Annotated in this window: 14 protein-coding genes and 6 pseudogenes; 12 read left to right on the top strand and 8 right to left on the bottom strand. The window is 58.0% G+C overall.

Going from position 1 to position 16,142, the window contains the following annotated elements; genetic code table 11:
* Nucleotides 1-9: 9 nt before the first annotated feature.
* Nucleotides 10-240, bottom strand: a complete 231-nt coding sequence (locus tag QFZ91_RS26335; protein WP_429568937.1) for a hypothetical protein — start codon at nucleotides 238-240, stop codon at nucleotides 10-12.
* Between the two features lie 270 nt (nucleotides 241-510).
* Between QFZ91_RS26335 and QFZ91_RS26330 the strand changes: the two genes are divergently transcribed.
* From QFZ91_RS26330 to QFZ91_RS26320, 3 genes and pseudogenes are all read left to right on the top strand, one after another.
* A complete protein-coding gene (locus tag QFZ91_RS26330) occupies nucleotides 511-1,197 on the top strand; it encodes a transposase (protein ID WP_429568936.1) in 687 nt (228 codons plus the stop codon).
* Nucleotides 1,198-1,297: 100 nt separating this feature from the next.
* The gene (locus tag QFZ91_RS26325; RefSeq protein WP_429568935.1) at nucleotides 1,298-2,167 is read left to right on the top strand and encodes a hypothetical protein; all 870 of its coding nucleotides are present in this window, start codon (nucleotides 1,298-1,300) and stop codon (nucleotides 2,165-2,167) included.
* A gap of 154 nt (nucleotides 2,168-2,321) precedes the next feature.
* Nucleotides 2,322-2,672, top strand: a pseudogene (locus tag QFZ91_RS26320) (IS6 family transposase); the annotation flags it as partial.
* Nucleotides 2,673-2,701: 29 nt separating this feature from the next.
* On the opposite strand, the gene tnpC reads toward QFZ91_RS26320, so the two are convergent.
* The 3 genes from tnpC to tnpA all read right to left on the bottom strand — a co-directional run bounded on the left by tnpC (nucleotide 2,702) and on the right by tnpA (nucleotide 5,110).
* The gene (gene tnpC / locus QFZ91_RS26315; protein ID WP_429566655.1) at nucleotides 2,702-4,327 is read right to left on the bottom strand and encodes an IS66 family transposase; all 1,626 of its coding nucleotides are present in this window, start codon (nucleotides 4,325-4,327) and stop codon (nucleotides 2,702-2,704) included.
* 94 nt (nucleotides 4,328-4,421) lie between these two features.
* Entirely contained in the window at nucleotides 4,422-4,778 is a 357-nt protein-coding gene (gene tnpB, locus QFZ91_RS26310; RefSeq protein WP_429566398.1) for an IS66 family insertion sequence element accessory protein TnpB, read from the bottom strand.
* Nucleotides 4,778-5,110, bottom strand: a complete 333-nt coding sequence (gene tnpA, locus QFZ91_RS26305; protein WP_429566397.1) for an IS66 family insertion sequence element accessory protein TnpA — start codon at nucleotides 5,108-5,110, stop codon at nucleotides 4,778-4,780. Before tnpA ends, tnpB begins: the two co-directional genes overlap by 1 nt.
* Before the next feature lie 86 nt (nucleotides 5,111-5,196).
* On the opposite strand from tnpA, the pseudogene QFZ91_RS26300 reads away from it, so the two are divergent.
* The 3 genes and pseudogenes from QFZ91_RS26300 to QFZ91_RS26290 form a co-directional block, all read left to right on the top strand.
* Nucleotides 5,197-5,568: pseudogene (locus tag QFZ91_RS26300) on the top strand (DDE-type integrase/transposase/recombinase); the annotation flags it as partial.
* Between the two features lie 91 nt (nucleotides 5,569-5,659).
* The gene (locus QFZ91_RS26295) at nucleotides 5,660-7,270 is read left to right on the top strand and encodes an alpha,alpha-trehalose-phosphate synthase (UDP-forming) (protein WP_429568934.1); all 1,611 of its coding nucleotides are present in this window, start codon (nucleotides 5,660-5,662) and stop codon (nucleotides 7,268-7,270) included.
* Between the two features lie 272 nt (nucleotides 7,271-7,542).
* Nucleotides 7,543-8,277: an IS6 family transposase gene (locus QFZ91_RS26290; protein ID WP_429568933.1), complete on the top strand. Its 735-nt coding sequence runs from the start codon at nucleotides 7,543-7,545 to the stop codon at nucleotides 8,275-8,277.
* Nucleotides 8,278-8,469: 192 nt separating this feature from the next.
* Here the strand turns inward: QFZ91_RS26290 and QFZ91_RS26285 are convergent, their stop codons facing one another.
* The gene (locus tag QFZ91_RS26285) at nucleotides 8,470-9,168 is read right to left on the bottom strand and encodes a Bax inhibitor-1/YccA family protein (protein WP_429568932.1); all 699 of its coding nucleotides are present in this window, start codon (nucleotides 9,166-9,168) and stop codon (nucleotides 8,470-8,472) included.
* 626 nt (nucleotides 9,169-9,794) lie between these two features.
* Between QFZ91_RS26285 and QFZ91_RS26280 the strand changes: the two genes are divergently transcribed.
* From QFZ91_RS26280 to QFZ91_RS26265, 4 genes and pseudogenes are all read left to right on the top strand, one after another.
* Nucleotides 9,795-10,787, top strand: a complete 993-nt coding sequence (locus QFZ91_RS26280) for a hypothetical protein (protein WP_429568931.1) — start codon at nucleotides 9,795-9,797, stop codon at nucleotides 10,785-10,787.
* 131 nt (nucleotides 10,788-10,918) lie between these two features.
* Entirely contained in the window at nucleotides 10,919-11,758 is an 840-nt protein-coding gene (locus QFZ91_RS26275) for a hypothetical protein (protein WP_429568930.1), read from the top strand.
* A 77-nt stretch (nucleotides 11,759-11,835) separates the two neighbouring features.
* Nucleotides 11,836-12,942 (top strand): IS5 family transposase, encoded by a 1,107-nt coding sequence (locus QFZ91_RS26270; RefSeq protein ID WP_429522659.1) that lies wholly within the window; start codon nucleotides 11,836-11,838, stop codon nucleotides 12,940-12,942.
* A 466-nt stretch (nucleotides 12,943-13,408) separates the two neighbouring features.
* A pseudogene (locus QFZ91_RS26265) lies at nucleotides 13,409-13,507 on the top strand (IS6 family transposase); the annotation flags it as partial.
* 54 nt (nucleotides 13,508-13,561) lie between these two features.
* Here the strand turns inward: QFZ91_RS26265 and QFZ91_RS26260 are convergent.
* Both QFZ91_RS26260 and QFZ91_RS26255 read right to left on the bottom strand, forming a co-directional pair.
* Nucleotides 13,562-13,720: pseudogene (locus tag QFZ91_RS26260) on the bottom strand (IS6 family transposase); the annotation flags it as partial.
* 56 nt (nucleotides 13,721-13,776) lie between these two features.
* Nucleotides 13,777-13,881, bottom strand: a pseudogene (locus tag QFZ91_RS26255) (IS6 family transposase); the annotation flags it as partial.
* Between the two features lie 113 nt (nucleotides 13,882-13,994).
* Here QFZ91_RS26255 and QFZ91_RS26250 point away from each other — a divergent pair.
* Nucleotides 13,995-14,713 (top strand): IS6 family transposase gene (locus tag QFZ91_RS26250; protein WP_429568929.1). Its coding sequence is split into 2 segments (ribosomal slippage): nucleotides 13,995-14,184 and nucleotides 14,184-14,713, totalling 720 coding nucleotides; the frame shifts between segments, so codons are not numbered across the junction.
* 80 nt (nucleotides 14,714-14,793) lie between these two features.
* On the opposite strand, the gene QFZ91_RS26245 is transcribed toward QFZ91_RS26250, so the two are convergent.
* Nucleotides 14,794-15,285, bottom strand: coding sequence for a lytic transglycosylase domain-containing protein (locus QFZ91_RS26245; protein ID WP_429569145.1), 492 nt, complete (start codon nucleotides 15,283-15,285; stop codon nucleotides 14,794-14,796).
* 234 nt (nucleotides 15,286-15,519) lie between these two features.
* On the opposite strand from QFZ91_RS26245, the pseudogene QFZ91_RS26240 reads away from it, so the two are divergent.
* A pseudogene (locus QFZ91_RS26240) lies at nucleotides 15,520-16,126 on the top strand (IS6 family transposase); the annotation flags it as partial.
* Nucleotides 16,127-16,142: the final 16 nt, after the last annotated feature.

Genomic DNA, 16,142 nt, shown 5'->3' with positions numbered 1-16,142 from the left:
CAATACTTATCATATCGACATTTCTCGTCCCGACATCCTTACTGCAACAGAACCGGTTTGCCACGTCGTGATGAAACGCGAATCGCATCGCAATTCGCTCATGATCGCGCCGCGCGATGCGCCTTCATCAAGCAGCAGGATCAACCGCGCTCGCCTCACCTGGCCAACGGCCATCGTTCGGCTGCGCTGCATCGACAGCAATTCTTCCCGCTCAGCTTCACTCAGATTCATTTTGCCCATGCACCATTAGATCGGTGCAATTTCATTGGTTCAATGGACTAGATGTGCCCTGCGAAGCAATAACCTGATTGGCGAAGTGATTGGCGGCTTTGTCCGGATGGGGTATTGCAAAGATGCTGCGGGTTGTGTAAAAGCGCAACATCATGAAGCCAGCATTGAATAATGCCATATAAAGCCAGACTAAAGACGGGTGAAGCGCGCAAGCGCAAGAAGCCGGGGTACCGGGTGACGAACGCGCGGGCGTATAACCAGAGCCTGAGAAAGCGCGGCATGATCAGCCCGTATGTGCCGGGCGGCGATCTGAAGGCGCAGCTTATCAACGCAAAGAGCCGTACGCCGGGCGTGTCGGGGCGTGAGCCGACCTACACCACGGCGTACATCGAGCTGATCTTTACCTTCTACCGGCTGTTCGGCTGGGGGATGCGGCAGATCACCTGCTATATGGAGGACTACTGGGAGACTCGCGGGCTGGACATCCCGGTGCCCAGCGCCAGTCAGCTGGGCGAACGGTTCGCTTCACTGGAGGTGAGCGTCACGCAGCGTTGCGAACAGCTGGCCCGACGTCTCGCGCGCGGCGACACGATCAGTCTCATCGTCGACAGCACGGGATTGAGCTTTGGGCGGGCGAGCCAGTGGTACGAGGAAAAGTACGCCCGGAAGGCCGCGCGCACGCCGTGGCGCAAGATGCATCGGTCGATCGACGCTGACATGAACGTACACGCGATCCGCACCACCACTACAGAAGTGTCGGACCGCGAAGGAATGGACGCCGTGCTGCCCGCTGATGTGCCGATGGATCGGGTGATTGCCGATGGCGCGTACTACAGCATCGAGCGTACCGAAGCGCTTTCAGGCGCGGGCGTGACGCCCGTCATCCCCACCGCCAGCTCACGCTGTCGTACACGGCGAGGAGCGAACCCACCGGCATGCCATTGCCCACAAGTTGATAATCATTGAAAGGCCTCCTGGCCGCCCCAGAAAGGGGGCGACCAGGGTCTAGAGTTGAGATGCAGCCGACCCTTTCAGGAGGCTGCTATTACGTCGCGAGCAATTTAACGTGACAGTGCCGAACAAAGCCAAGGAAAGGAGCAGCAGCATGGGGCTGTGTATCTCGAAATCGAGCGGAACTTCAATCTCTGGTGGAAACGATGTGAACTCCGCCACGGATTCTCCGCCGCAGCACGAGTATGCGCAGAGCCGCAATGCCCGGCAAGCGAGTAGCCATCTGGCCAAATTGAGCGATCTAAAACGCAGCCGTACAGCGACATCCGCAGCGGGGGCATCATCAATAGTGCAAACCCAAAACCAGTTGGCCCGGTGGAAAGACGCCAGTACATCGGTGCGGCAGAGCTTGAAACTTCGATCTTCCATGGCTTCGCCGCCAGCCTCGCCGACTATTCCGGCTGCGCATCTAGCGCAAGTTGCCGGGCCATCTGCGGTCAGTATAAGAAGGCTCCCCCATTTGGAGCTGTCTTCGGTCGCGAACATCGTGAATGAGAACTGCTTTTCCACATCGCCGAAAAATGTCGCTCTCGTTACGTCCGAATTGATTACGTGTCGCGCACTGGCGATTTTCGGACGCAAGGCAAACTGTCTGGCACACATCTATGAGTGGCCCAGTGGTGATGGAGCACATACCGATGATTCTATGCGAACGATGCTGATAAACTGTGCACAAATGCTTGGCATACGGGGGAGTCAGCTAGCCAATCATAAAGTGGCCGTGATTAGTGGATCAGAGGAATGTGATGAAATTGATAGACCGCTGCGCAACGCATTGTGTGATATGAATATCTCGGCTAATTGGTATGACGGATGCGGAACGCAGCACGGGGTGTACGCCGCAACATATGGCGACGATGTATTTCTTGGTCACGATTCGCTGGTTGAGCAGCGAACGGTAAACACAGTCAGCGGCACGCTATGACGCTCAGGGGCATCCGGTCGGCTGCATTGTTCGGCAGGGCAGGCGCCCAGTTGGTTGCGGGCGCAATTATTTAGGCTTCTTAAATCGGCTCTGGTGCAAATAGGGCCGGCGAATGGGTTAGAGTTGTCGGAACAAAACGAACCGACGAGCCGCGATGAGCAAGCTGAAGAGTCCGGAGAAGTTGTTCGGCGGACGCCATTTTGATCGGGAGATCATCATTCTGTGCGTTCGCTGGTACCTGCGCTACAAGCTCAGCTTTCGCGATCTGGTCGAGATGATGGCCGAACGGGGATTGTCGCTGGCTCACACGACGATTCTGCGCTGGGTGAGGCGTTATACACCCGAGTTCGTCAAACGCTGGAACCGCTTTGCTACGCCTGCGGGTCGCTCGTGGCGTGTCGATGAGACCTACCTGAAGATTCGCGGCCGGTGGGTCTACCTGTACCGGGCAGTGGATCGGGCTGGCCAGACGGTGGACTTCATGCTCAGAGCCCGACGCGACGTGGCGTAAGTGATCCAGCAAACCCAGACTGTTCAGGGCGCCATTTCGCTGGCTAAATCGTGGCGATGGAGATTCCAGGGCAACAACGCTTCGACGGCCTCGACGGACTGGGCCGCCGGCAACTCGCGCAACACCCGTCGCAGCCAGGTATACGGCTCGAGGCCGTTGGCGCGTGCCGTTTCGATGAGCGAGTAGATGACGGCACTCGCGTGAGCGCCCGCGGGCGTGTCACAGAACAACCATCGCCGGCGACCGACACAGAAGGGGCGCAGGGAGTTCTCGCAGCGGTTGTTGTCGATGGGCAGATCGCCGCGCTCGGTGTATCGCACCAGCCGCGACCAGTATTTGTGCAGGTAGGCCAACGCTTCGCCCAGCGCCGTTTTCGGCGGCACGGTCGGCAACGTCGCGTCGAGCCAGGCCCTGAGTTCAGCCAGGATCGGCACGCTGCGCGTCTGACGCGCGACGAGTCGCGCGTCATCCTTCGCCTGCTTGCATTCGCGCTCGATCCCGTACAACCGACCGATCAGCTCGATTGCCTCATCAGCCCGGCCGCGCTTGCCTTTGGTCTGAACGCGCGTCGCCTCGACGAAGCGCCGGCGTGCGTGGGCCAGACATGCCAGGTGCTCGATGCCTGCGGTCTTTGCCAGCGCGTTGTAGCCGTCGTAGCCGTCGGTCATCAGATAGCCCAGATAGCCTTCGAGCAGTCGCACGGGCACCGCGCCGCTGCGGCTCGGGTCGTAGTCGAACACCACCACCGGTCGTTCAGGCGGGCCACCGGTCTGCACCCACATATAACTTTGCGAGGTCGGCGACCTGTCGTGCTCCTTGAGCACCTGCACCACGGTCTCATCCATGTGCAGGACCGAACCGTTGAACAGTTCGTCGCGCATCAGGTTATGCAGCGGCTGCAGCACGCCGGCCGCGCCGATCACCCAGCGCGCCAGTGTCTGACGCGGCACCGCGACGCCGGCGCGCTCGAGCACGTATTCGAAGCGCGCCAGCGACAGGCCATCGGCGAACTTGACTGTGAGCAGCATCGCCAGCAGGTCCGGACTGGCGTTGCTCCTGGGCAGCGGCTGCGCGGGCAACGCAGCGACCACCGGCGCATGCGCGCTGCCCGGGCAGCCGTAGCGCTTGCGGATATGGCGCAGCACACGCACCTGCATCGGCACGATGTCGAGCTGCTCGCTGATGTCCTCACCGATCTCCACCATCGGTGTGCCGCACGGACACACGCGCTGATCTTCCGGCACGTCATGCACGATGTCCACGCGCGGCAACCCGGGCGGCAGTGGTGCGCGCTTGCCACGCGCAGGCTTGTCCGCGCTCTTCTTGCCAGCATCGGCGGCAGCGTCACCTGGCGATGCAATGGGCGCCTGGTCCTGCCCGGATGTGCTCGCGGCCGCCAGCACCTCTGCTTCGTCGAACAGGTGCGCCTGGCCCGAGGACTGTTCAGAACTCGCGCCGAAGTGCCGCTGGCGCAGCAGCACGAACTGCTCGTACAGGTGGTCGATGTGGCGCATCGCGTGTTCGTGGGCCTGCTCGAGCGCCTGCTGAACGCTGTGATCGATCGCCTGCTGATGCGCTGCCTGCTGGGCATGCAGCAACGCCTTCAATGCCTCCACATCGTCAGGCAACTGCGCTGGCAGCGGCGGCAGCGGCGCTACCTTGACTTCAGGTAACGCAAGCTTGTGTCGGATCGAAGGTGTCTTCCTGGCAGCAGGCATGCCACCATGTTAACACCATAATTGATTAGGATACCGATTTAAAATGCAGCGTTTTATGCGGTCCGTTGCTCCACAGATCGAAGCCCTCCAGCAGCCACTGCAACTCCTGCATCGTCACGCTCTGCGTGGCCCCGCTACCCTCGCGTGGCCAGGCGAACTTCTCCTTCTCCGCGCGCTTGTACCACAGGCAGAACCCGTTGCGATGCCAGTACAGCGCCTTGAGCTTGTCCTTCTGGCGGTTGATGAACACGTACAACGCGCTGCCGAACGGGTTCAGCTCCAGTTCCTGCTCGACCAGCGCGCTCAGGCCATCGATCGACTTGCGGAAATCCACCGGATGACGGCACAGGTACACCTGGGTAGGGGTGCAGCCCGGGTGCATCAGCGTTCCCCGTGCATGGCGCGCCCGAGCGCGGCCAGCCACTCAGGGGCGGGTAGCGCCGGTAACTCTATGCGTACGCCCGGACCGAGCACCAGCGTGCAACTGCCGGGCCGCTGCTGCGCGAGAACCGGCTCACTGACTGTCAATGCCACGAACGCGCTGCTTCGCTCAGGTGGGCCGGATGTCTGCGTCGCAGCCGCCTTTATCTTGTGCCGCCAGTAATACAGGCTATGCAGAGCCAGTCCGTGGCGCTTCGCATACTCCGCCGTCGCCACCGACTCCTGCTCCATCGCCGCAACGTGGGGCGCCCAGAATTCCAGACCCGATTGCATGTTTGCTCCGTCTCAGAAAGCACTGGACGAATCCTGCGACTGCGTCGATCGACCGACAAGATTGGGTTTGATGGATCACTTACGACGTGGCTGCGGCCAAAGCTTTTTTCAGCAAGGCCATCAAGCGTCAGGGCCAGCGGCCAGAGACCATCACGCTCGACGGCTATGCCGCCTCGCACCGCGCGGTTCGCGAAATGAAGACCGATGGTCTGCTGCCTGAAGACACGAAGGTCCGGTCCTCAAAATATCTGAACAACGTGATCGAGCAAGATCATCGCCACATCAAGTCCAGAACGAACGGGATGCTTGGGTTCAAGCGATTCCGGAGCGCCGCGATCACGATTTCAGGAATCGAGTTGACGCATCGCATTCGCAAGGGGCAGTTCGATCTCGCGAAGCTCGGCCTCAAGCAGGCCGCTGCGCCCGCCGTATGGAATGCGGTCCTGTTTGATCGATAAGCTTTCCTACCTATATGAACTTTCTCAACCCGCCCACCTATTTGCACCAGAACCTTTTTGAATCATTTAAATCCCCCCAACTGCTTGACTCATGTTCAACAATACCATCCCCTCGATTTATTCTCCCACAAGTACTCAAGACCCCTCCGACACGGTCGCAATCACGGAGAGCGAGGTACTTCGAAAGTCAGATCTCCCCCGGTCCAGACCTGCGCAATTTGACGAACTACCGGGATTGCCGCGACGGTACATCTCGAGTGAAAAGGGCTCTGAGTTGTGTCGACCAAAATCTGAGGTATCAGCACTCTCGAGTTCAGATCGCCGCCTAGTAGTGGTATCGAATCGCCTTATCGACCCGAACAAACCTGCTGCAGGCGGGCTTGCAGTTGCGCTTGGCGAAATGATGCATAACACCGATGGACTATGGTTTGGCTGGAGCGGTAAAACAACCGACGCCTCCCAGGTGTCTAGCGTTCGAACCGAATCCTTCGGCCGAACGACATTGGCACAAATTGATTTGAGCAAGAAGCTTCATCATGGTTACTATGAGGGCTTTTCTAACTCTGTGCTTTGGCCTGTTTTTCACGAAAAATTAAAATTTGCCGACCTGAACCCCGAATACTTCAAAGATTACGAGACCGTCAATAAGTTGCTCGCCTCAAAACTGGGACCCATGCTCAGGGAAGATGACATCCTATGGGTTCACGACTACCATCTCATTCCTTTTGCGCAACAGTTACGAGCGCACGGATGCCAACATAGAATAGGTTTTTTTAATCACATCCCACTCCCGCCTCCCGATGTCATCAAACAAATTCCCGAACATCGGAAATTGATGGAGGGCTTGATGTCATACGATCTCGTAGGGATGCAGCGCCCCGAAGACGTCGAGAACTTCCGCTCGTATGCGGAAAAGGAGGGCCTTGTTCAACGGTTGAACGAACGTGATTCGGGGGCTTTCCGCAGTGAACCCCGTATTCAACCCTTTCCGATCGGCATTGATGTCGAGAGTCTGAGGGCGCTTCAGCCAAGCAGTGGATCAGAAGCAATCCTTGATGACATACGTAATGAGTCAGGTCGACGAGCGCTAATGGTCGGCGTTGATCGACTGGACTACAGTAAGGGAGTACCGAAGCGCCTAAAGGCCTTCCGTGAATTGCCGGAAACTCACCCTGAGTTACGGAAGCGCGTCACACTCGTTCAAATCGCAGCCCCCACACGACAAACTGTTCCTGCGTATGCCAAGTTAAGCGATAAGACTAGGAAACTGGTGGACGAGATCAACGACCGGCATGGCACTATTGATTGGAAGCCGGTGATGTATTTCAACGAGTCGGTGGATCGCAATGCACTGCCTGAAATATATCGAATGAGTCGAGTAGGTGTAGTTACCCCCGTGGCGGATGGCATGAACCTTGTGGCTAAAGAATACATCGCGGCGCAGAAGCCAGAAAACCCTGGCGTCCTTGTGCTATCAACCGGCGCGGGTTCGGCCTCTCAACTCAGTGATTCGCTTCTGGTGCCCCCTAAGGACCGAACTGCCATTGCCAAAGCATACATACGTGCTTTGGACATGCCCTTGCATGAACGTCAAAAGCGGCACGCCGACCTGATGCACAATATGAAAACTGAAGACCTTCGCTGGTGGAGAGAAACTTACCTTAATGCACTTTCCCCTTCGGGGGGCTTCCGCGGAGAGTAAGTCAAACGCTATGGCTGAGGCTGACACGGAATCAGGGCCGTCTTGAATTGTGATTTTTTCCGGCGCCGTGGAGTGGGGACGCGCCTCGTTATAGGCATCTCGTTATACAGAAGTAGCGCAGTAGCAGACGTTTGTCCGAAAGCGGAGCGAGCGATGCCCCTGTGTGACGGGGGTGTTAAGGAAGGTCTGCAAAAGTCCTGGCGTTGAAGTCTGGTTGTCCTATCCTGGAAGGGCACTGTCACGTTGGCGAGGTAGTCACGTAAGATGTCACGATGAAGAAAAGAAAATCGCTTTATCACGGCCACCGGTTCCCGGCGGCAATCATTAGTCTCGCGGTTCGGTGGTATTTCCGGTTCCAACTTAGCCTGCGTGATATTGAAGAACTGCTGTTCGAGCGCGGTGTCGTTGTCAGTTACGAGACGATCCGCCGCTGGTGCGACAAATTCGGCGCGGGCTTCGCACACCGCGTCAAAGCTGCTCGCCGCAAGCCTGGCCGCACATGGCATCTGGACGAAGTCTTCGTTACGTTGCGCGGTGAGCCTTATCTGCTCTGGCGGGCAGTCGACCAGCACGGCGCCGAACTCGACATCCTGCTGCAGAAACATCGCGACAAGGCCGCAGCAAAGCGCTTCTACAATCGCGTGCTGGCCGCCTGTGCCGACGCGCCACGAAGGATTGTCACCGATCAATTGCGCAGCTATCCGGCCGCGAAGGCCGAAATTCCCGAACTGGCAAACATCAAACACGTCTTCGTCAAAGCCAGTGCCCGGGTGAACAACCGTGCCGAAAACAGCCATCAACCTACGCGTGAGCGCGAACGCCGGATGCGTGGTTTCCGCGATCCTGATCGCACACAAGCGTTCTTATCGAGCTTCGGTCCGATTCGCCAGCACTTCGCGCTCAAGCGACATTTACTGCGTGCATCACTCTATCGCAAACAGCTCGCCGCACGCTTTGCCGGGTGGCATCGCTTCACTGGGCTCATCCAGGATCCGTCCAATTTCTGAGCAAATCTGCCTCCTGCGCGCTCTTGCGTCTCGTATACCTTAACGTTACAACGCCCATATAACGCATAACGCACTTTTGGTGCACTCGTCAGTATCTCCGTGCGCCTTTGAAAACCGCTTCGCGAACTTGACAGAGCCGATGAACAAACAAACCTCCAAGCGACTTCGTCAGTCAGACTGACAACAGTAAGATTAGTTGCGGTTGCCGCCGAAAATGCCGAGCAGCGCAAGCAGGTTGACGAACACGTTATAGAGATCAAGGTAGATCGCTAGCGTCGCGGTGATGTAGTTCGTCTCACCGCCGTTCACAACGCGCTGCACGTCGAACATGATGTAGGCGGAAAAGATCACGATTGCCATGACCGAGACCGTCAGCATCAGTGCCGGCAGTTGCAGGAACACGTTCGCGACCGAAGCCAGCAGGATCACGATCACGCCCATGAAGAGCCACTTGCCGAGGCCCGAGAAGTCGCGTTTGCTGACCATGGCAATGGTTGCCATGGCCGCGAAAATCATACCAGTGCCACCAAACGCGAGCATGATCAGCGACGGGCCGTTCGAGAAGCCGAGCACGAACGCGAGGATGCGCGACAGCATCAGGCCCATGAAGAACGTGAAGCCGAGCAGTACGAAGACGCCGATGGCACTGTCCTTGGTGCGCTGAATCGCGAACATGAAGCCGAAGGCGATCGCGAAGAACGCCAGCGTGCTCATGGCGGGGCTGGTGGCGGCGAACAGCGAGAAGCCGGTGGCAAGGCCGACCCAAGCGCCGAGCACGGTTGGGATCATGGACAGCGCGAGCAGCCAGTAGGTATTTCGAAGTACGCGGTTGCGAGCTGTGAGCGCGATCACAGCACTATCTCGACCAAAGCTATAATTACGGTCGTTCACTGCTTCACCTTCGACTGGTTGCGGGTTTCGGGGGGGATTTCAGCGGTTGTCCGTTGACGGTACAGCGGTTGTCCGTTGACGGTACCAATGATGCATGAAGGGCCCTGCATGGCAAGATTCGCACCGCGAATTGAGGGCCCGAGGGGCGAAGTGCTCGAGATGGGCTTTGTCCGGATGGGTACGAGTTCCCGTGCCATGGACGCGACGATGCATTTTTGACGCAAACCGGTTTGCCGAAGGCGTTCCACCGGTTCAGCAGGTTGGCGATGTGGGCGGCGACAATTAACTTGGCCGGCCATGCTGCTTGACGCTGCGTGCATCGCTACGCATTGGCACGCCAAATTTCGCGCGGCGCATGAACGGCGTGATAAGGGGGGCTACAGTGTCAGACATGGCGGCCCGCGTCGGGTTTGCCGCGTCGAATCCGGGAGAGTCCGGTCGTGAGAAGCAAAGCCATTACAGCATTGTTGACGGTGGATGGACCGGCACGCTGCTGAGCTGACCTTAACCACCTTGAATCTTCCGTCTCAACTCCCTGTACACCGGACCCAAGCGTATACCTCGTCAATCCGAGCTAACTTTGGACGTCTGGCATCCTCCTGGCGCACATCATCGTGGAATGAAAAATGTCCAGCAACCGAATCGACAAGAGTACGGCGACATCATCTGACTCCAACGAGCCGTCCGGCCCCGAACCTACACATGGATCGCAGAGAACCGATACGCCGCGATCGGCACCGCTTCTCGATTGCCTTCCGCTGCGGACGCGTCACGACACCGCCTCCAGCTCGTCATCCGCCACACAATATCCTGATGCGGAGCGGCATCGGCGTGCCAGCCGCCTGCCGCGGGCTGCAATTCCAACCGCAAAACCGGCTGATGACCTAACCTACCTTTGCGTTCGACTTGAAACAACGCTTCAACTAGCTCCCCATTACTCCGACGACCCTGAAAAGAAATGTCGCTTTCTGGGGCGCGCGTTTGGTGACGTGAAAAATGCAATGTCGATCGCTCACGGCTCTTCAATCAATGTAGAAGAAAGAAGCCGCTCGATAATCGACGGGATCAAGGTGGCTTCGGATCTCCTGGACGCTGTATGGCAGACATTTTTTAAATTGCGAGGTGACGTCGATTGTTTGCGCCCAACGTTAAAGGACTTTCCTGAGGATGTGGACGAGTTAATAAAAGTTCGCGGCGCGTTGGATAAATTCATGACGACGCTGGACGAGATGAATTCTCATCGCGAAGAACTCGAACTATTCGCGAATTCACTAACTGATGAAAAACGTCTCAAATCAGGTATTACCGCCCACGCGGCTGATAAGATCGCAACAGTTCAACCGCGACTCCGCTCGGGGGCATCGCAACTGCTGGCTCCGGTAGGGAGAGCGGTCGCCTCGTTAAACAACTACTATCTGCGCACGTTTGCCTGGCCAGTCGATGTTCGTCGATCCCTCGGAACCATTGCATCAAGAGCCGCGCCAGTGTTCAACCTCCTTGATCAATACGGAGAGGCTGACACTATTGACAATGTAGAAGAGCAAGCCCAAAAAAAATCGCAGATACTATGTGAATTACTCAGCGCACTTAAGCTTCTGGAGCTAACCGCTAACCGCTAACCGCTAACCACTTCGCCGAAACGATCGCAGAGAACTGGAGCTCAGAGGGCGCTGAGAAATGGAATGCAGCACTGCGATTCGCCGAACGACTTGGCGATTTTGTGTCGCCGGTGCAAGCCATCGTTCTGCCCATGCTGAAACGCTCGCAAAACGAGACAGGGGAGCCATCGCACCGGGCGGGACTGCACGGTGCGACCGATGCACAGGAAGCATCAGGCGTTGAAACCATTCCACTGCGTCGCCGGTCGCGCCGCCGTACTCGTATTCAACTCCACGACGTCGAGCGGGGGCGCGCGGCGGACACGGCCGGACACTCGGAAATCCTCAAGCAGGCCACAGCTCTCCTGGGCAAGAGCCAACGATTGCCGCCAGACGCCATGCGTTACCCTGCCAAGGACTTGCTCGCGCTTGCTCGCCGGGTCGGATTCGACACCAGCACGATCGACACGATAAGGCGAAACGAAAACGACCCGCTCGACGTTGCTGGCATAATTCGCGATTCGGTCGCATCATGGTTCGGTCGCGTCACCGACTTGGAGCGTGCGAATAGAATGCTCGCCGCACTACCTGAGAGTCCCCAGGTCGCGGAGTGTGCCAGTAAGGTTGTGCAGCGAGAGAGCCTTCTGGCTCACATAGAGGCTTGCGTGGATCAGCAAGAGGCGGACTTGATCAAACAGCACCGCTACCCTAAAGCCAGACATCTGAACCGCCTGTTCGATTTAGACGGGATCGCCGTGGTAGGGGTGCCGAAGAGGCTGCCTTCCAATTCTGACCGTGGCAATCAAGGCACGGTGTTTGAGTTGTGCGTTCAACCTCATCCGGTCTCTGACGGCGATAACGCCGCGCCGTTGTTCGTTCATGTACATACGCGACAGCCGGTGACGGCCGAGGGATGCCTTGCACTAGACATCAAGGATTTCAACGCCATTCACGTTAAAAGCGAGAGTCAAAAGAACCTAGCAGGCTGTTGAATTTGGGTCCCGTGTAAACGGGGTTTGAGGGACGGGCGTTATGGATATCGTGTTCATGATCTTTGGCAGCGGATGCGATGCGCGGAATGGATGAGATGCAGGAACCCCTGTTCACGACGGTCAAGCTCGAGGACTTCGTCCCGGCAGATCACCCGTTGCGACCGATCCGGTTGCTGGTGAATGACGCGTTGAAACGGCTCAACGGGCTGTTCAGCGTCATCTACGCGGACACCGGCCGTGCCTCGATTGCGCCTGAGAAGCTGATGCGGGCGCTGCTGTTGCAGGTGTTCTACTCGGTGCGCAGCGAGCGCATGCTGATGGAGCAGATGCGCTACAACCTGCTGTTCCGCTGGTTTGTCGGGCTGGCGATTGAGGACGCGGTGTGGGACCACTCGGTGTTCTCGAAGAACCGCGACCGGCTTCTGGAGCATGAAGTCGTGGAAGCGTTCTTCACCGAAGTCATGAGCCTGGCGGACAAGCGGGGCTTGCTGTCGAGAGAGCATTTCTCGGTGGACGGCACGCTGATTCAGGCGTGGGCCAGTCACAAGAGCTTCCGCCGCAAGGACGGCCCGGACGATGGTCCGCCAGCCGGCGGTGGCCGCAACGCCGACACTGACTGGAAAGGCGAGCGACGTAGCAATGCCACGCACGAGTCGACTACTGATCCGGAGGCGCGATTGTTCAAGAAGAGCCACAAGAGCCCGGCCATCCTGTGCTACCACGGGCACATCCTGATGGAGAATCGCTCGGGGCTGGTGGTCGGCGCCGTGGTGAGTCACGCAGATGGTTTCGCCGAGCGGGCCAGCGCATTGCAATTGCTCGATTGCGTGCCAGGCGCTCATGCGAAGACAGTTGGTGCCGACAAGGCGTATGACACCCGCGACTTCGTGAACGATTGCCGCGCTCGCAACGTGACACCGCATGTCGCGCGCAACGATGAGCGTTGGGGCGGCAGCGCAATCGATGGTCGCACTTCGCGGCATACGGGCTACCGGATTAGCCAGATCATCCGCAAACGAATCGAAGAGCATTTCGGCTGGGGTAAAACGGTCGGTCGGATCCGGCAGACGGTCTATCGCGGTATCAAGCGCGTCGACCAGCACTTCAAGCTGACGATGGTTGCGAGCAATCTGACCCGCATGGCCCGAATGCCAGGGGTGGTGCCGCAAGGAGCGGCGCGATGAGCCGTCACGGCGTGAAGACTGCGCGCCAGCGGGGCTGCATGCGTGCGCATGCCCCGCGCGGATCGCGCGGCAAACCGGCAATTCAGCGGGAAATTGCACGCGCAAGTCTCCTGAACGTAGCTTCGGTCGTCATGACGGGGCGCTTTTCAACAGCCTGCTAGGGAAACGGTGGGAAAGATTCCAACGGTCTCTGGGAAGAATGGAACCGACCGTACATCGGGGCCCGGTCGATGAAAAATTGTGGCGCAGATTGAAAGAGAAGGCAATGTCAAGCTGATGGGCTTTGTCCGGATGGGTACGAGTTCCCGTACTATGGACGCGACTATGCATTTTTGACGCAACCCGGTTTGCCGAAGGCGTTCCACAGGTTCAGCAGGGTGGCGATGATTACGCCTTCGCCTTCCTGCGCCGCAAGCTCCTGCGTCGGCACTGTCACGTTGGCGAGGTAGTCACGTAAGATGTCACGATGAAGAAAAGAAAATCGCTTTATCACGGCCACCGGTTCCCGGCGGCAATCATTAGTCTCGCGGTTCGGTGGTATTTCTGGTTCCAACTTAGCCTGCGTGGTTCTGGTGCAAATAGGTAAGCGGGTTGAGAAAGTTCATATAGGTAGGAAAGCTTATCGATCAAAGAGGACCGCATTCCATACGGCGGGCGCAGCGGCCTCCTTGAGGCCGAGCTTCGCGAGATCGAACTGCCCCTTGCGAATGCGATGCGTCAACTCGATTCCTGAAATCGTGGTCGCGGCGCTCCCGAATCGCTTGAACCCAGGCATCACGGGCTCCGGTGCAAATAGGTAGCGTGGTCGAAATAATCTCTATAGATTTGGATACCTTATCGATTGAACAGGACGGCGTTCCAAACCGCGGGCGCGGTGGTATCGCTGAGCCTGAGCGCGCAGAGGTCGAACTGCGCCTTGCGAATGCGATGCATCAACTGCGCAGGCTGAGTTTGCAGCGCAGATACCAGTGCGCACAAAGAATGATGGTTGTGGTGCAAATAGCGCTCAAGCATCGGTTAGAGTGTCGCCCTGACCGATTTGAGAAGCCGCGATGAACAAGCTGAAGAGTCTGGACGGGCTATTCGCCGGCCGTCATTTTGACCGTGAGGTGATCATTCTTTGTGTGCGCTGGTATCTGCGCTACAAACTCAGCCTGCGCGATCTCGTCGAGATGATGGCTGAGCGAGGGTTGTCGCTGGCTCACACGACGATTCTGCGTTGGGTGCGCCGCTATACGCCCGAGTTCGTCAAGCGCTGGAACCATTTGCCACGTCTGCGGGACGGTCGTGGAGGGTTGACGAGACGTACCTGAAGATCCGGGGCAAATGGGTTTATCTATATCGGGCGGTGGATCGCGACGGCCAGACGGTAGACTTCATGCTCAGGTCCAAGCGCGATGTGGCCGCGGCAAAAGCCTTTTTCGGCAAGGCGGTCAAACATCAAGGCCGGCCACCGGAGACGGTCACCCTCGATGGGTATGCTGCGTCGCACCGGGCCGTGCGTGAGATGAAAATTGACGGCCTGCTTCCCGAGGACACGAAGGTGCGCTCTTCGAAGTATCTCAATAATCTGATCGAACAGGACCATCGTCACATCAAGTCAAGAACGAACGTGATGCTTGGATTCAAACGGTTCAGAAGTGCCGCGATCACGATTTCAGGCATCGAGTTGATGCATCGCATTCGCAAGGCGCAGTTCGACCTCTGCGCGCTCAGGCTCAGCGATACCACCGCGCCCGCGGTTTGGAACGCCGTCCTGTTCAATCGATAAGGTATCCAAATCTATAAGATTATTTCGACCTCGCTACCTATTTGCACCGGAGCCGACAAAGCCGACAGAACCCGGGAGAGTCATTCAGACGGCGGACCGTTACCTGCATCGGCCGGCCGTAGCTTTGCAGTACGCGCACCCGACCGGTCCTCGGGGAGCACCTGCCAGCGCCGCAGGATGCCGTCGATCTGACGCGCGTATTCGTCGCGCAGCGCTGGCGTGGCTGAATGATAGGCGCCGACTGCGGCCCAGGTATTGCCATATTTGATCATCTGACGACGCAACTGCCATGCCGCAATGTACACGTTCTTGCAGGGCGACATCAGCGCGTCCTTACCGATGCCGTAGCGCGCGAGTGCGGGCAGATGAATCGTATTGATCTGCATCAGCCCGTAGTCGACCGAGCCGTTTGCATTGACGTGCATCGCATCGGCGCGATTGTGCGACTCCTGCCACGCAATGGCGCGCAGGATGAGCGGATTGACGTGCTGGTACGCAGCGGCATCATCGAAGCAGTTGGCGCGCGCGAATGGCGTCGCTGCGAGGCCGCAAACGAACATGACGCAGTTCATCACGATACGGGAGATTGTCATGGACGAGTGACGGAAAACAGGGTAGGCAGCGTGATGCGCAACTGGTTGCGGGTTTTGGCGGATTTCAGCGGTTGTCCGCTCAAGCGAAGGGATGATGCATGGAGTACCCAGCATCGCTCGATGTGCCCTGCGAAGCAATAATCTGATTGGCGAAGTGATTGGCGGCTTTGTCGGCACTCTCACGTTGGCGAGGTAGTCACGTAAGATGTCACGATGAAGAAAAGAAAATCGCTTTATCACGGCCACCGGTTCCCGGCGGCAATCATTAGTCTCGCGGTTCGGTGGTATTTCCGGTTCCAACTTAGCCTGCGTGATATTGAAACTGCTGTTCGAGCGCGGTGTCGTTGTCGGTTACGAGACGATCCGCCGCTGGTGCGACAAATTCGGCGCGGGCTTCGCACACCGCGTCAAAGCTGCTCGCCGCAAGCCTGGCCGCACATGGCATCTGGACGAAGTCTTCGTTACGTTGCGCGGTGATCCTTATCTGCTCTGGCGGGCAGTCGACCAGCACGGCGCCGAACTCGACATCCTGCTGCAGAAACATCGCGACAAGGCCGCAGCAAAGCGCTTCTTCAATCGCGTGCTGGCCGCCTGTGCCGACGCGCCACGAAGGATTGTCACCGATCAATTGCGCAGCTATCCGGCCGCGAAGGCCGAAATTCCCGAACTGGCAAACATCAAACACGTCTTCGTCAAAGCCAGTGCCCGGGTGAACAACCGTGCCGAAAACAGCCATCAACCTACGCGTGAGCGCGAACGCCGGATGCGTGGTTTCCGCGATCCTGATCGCACACAAGCGTTCTTACTGACATGTGCACCAAATAGTGCGTGATGCG

Source organism: Paraburkholderia sp. JPY419, from assembly GCF_050435705.1.
GTDB classification, from domain to species: Bacteria; Pseudomonadota; Gammaproteobacteria; order Burkholderiales; family Burkholderiaceae; genus Paraburkholderia; species Paraburkholderia youngii.
The sequence above is the reverse complement of the archived record's forward strand: the minus strand, read 5'-3'. Positions and strand labels throughout refer to the sequence as shown.